Origin of the sequence: Candidatus Propionivibrio aalborgensis (assembly GCF_900089945.1) — a bacterium.
GTDB classification, from domain to species: domain Bacteria; phylum Pseudomonadota; class Gammaproteobacteria; order Burkholderiales; family Rhodocyclaceae; genus Propionivibrio; species Propionivibrio aalborgensis.
Genome location: NZ_FLQY01000151.1, coordinates 1 through 1,325, shown reverse-complemented (window position 1 = coordinate 1,325; position 1,325 = coordinate 1). Strand labels below are relative to the sequence as shown.

Below are 1,325 nucleotides of genomic sequence, written 5' to 3'. Positions count from 1 at the left end.
CGGTCATATCCGCGACGGATGAATGCGATCACCGAGTTATCGGAATCGTTGGCCGAGATCCACTCGAATCCGGCTGGCTCGAAATCAAGTTCGTACAGCGCTGGTGTCTTGCGATAGAGCTGATTCAAGTCTCTGATCAGACGACGCACACCATCGTGCTGCGGGAAGTCGAGCAGATTCCAGTCAAGCGAGATCGCATCGTTCCACTCGTTCCACTGGGCAAATTCACCGCCCATAAACAGCAGCTTCTTGCCAGGATGCGCCCACATGAAACCGTACAGTGCCCGCAGATTGGCGAATTTCTGCCAGTAGTCTCCGGACATTTTATTGATCAGCGAGCCCTTGCCATGGACGACTTCATCGTGCGACAGGGGCAGGACGAAATTCTCGGTAAATGCGTAGAGCAGACCGAAGGTGAGCTGGTGGTGGTGATAGCGGCGATAGATCGGTTCAAGCGCCATATAGCTCAGAACATCGTGCATCCAGCCCATGTTCCACTTGTAATTGAAGCCCAGCCCCCCCATTGACGGCGGACGAGTGACTGCCGGCCAGGCTGTGGATTCTTCGGCAAAGGTCGCCGCACTTGGACATTCCTGTCCGATTGTTTCGTTCATACGACGCAGGAAATGAATCGCTTCAATGTTCTCACGGCCGCCATAGATATTGGGTACCCACTCGCCGTGAGAACGGCTGTAGTCGCGGTAAAGCATAGATGCTACCGCGTCAACGCGCAGACTATCGACGCCGTAATGCTCGATCCAGAAAAGGGCATTGCCGACCAAGTAATTGAATACCTCACGCCGGCCAAAATTGTAGATCAGCGTTCCCCAGTCCTGGTGCATGCCCTCGCGTGGATCGGCGTGTTCATACAAGGGCCTGCCGTCAAAATTTCCGAGCCCGTGAGCGTCGGTCGGAAAATGTGCTGGCACCCAGTCAACGATAACTTCAAGGTTGGCCGCGTGGCACGCCGACACGAAGTCACAGAAGCCCTGGGGAGAACCAAAGCGTGCTGTAGGCGAATACAATCCGAGTGGTTGATAACCCCACGAACCGTCGTAGGGGTGCTCCGAGATCGGCAGAAGTTCAAGGTGCGTAAAACCGAGATCAACAACGTAGGGGATCAGCGTTTCGGCAATGCGTTGCCAGTCCGGAAAGCCGCCGCCCTCGGCTCTCCGCCAGGAACCGAGGTGGACCTCATAGATCGAGATCGGAGCGCTCATTTTGTTGCCGGCGGTGACTGTGGAGCGCGATGCAATCTGTGGCAATTCGGTGACTACCGAGGCTGTTGACGGTCGCAGTTCGGCCGCAAAGCCATAGGGGTCTGC

The 1,325-nt window shown here is 56.0% G+C and carries 1 protein-coding gene; it reads right to left on the bottom strand.

Annotation, left to right across the window (positions count from 1 at the left end):
* A partial coding sequence (gene glgB / locus PROAA_RS08855; protein ID WP_186411002.1) for a 1,4-alpha-glucan branching protein GlgB occupies positions 1–1,325 on the bottom strand: 1,325 nt, incomplete at both ends.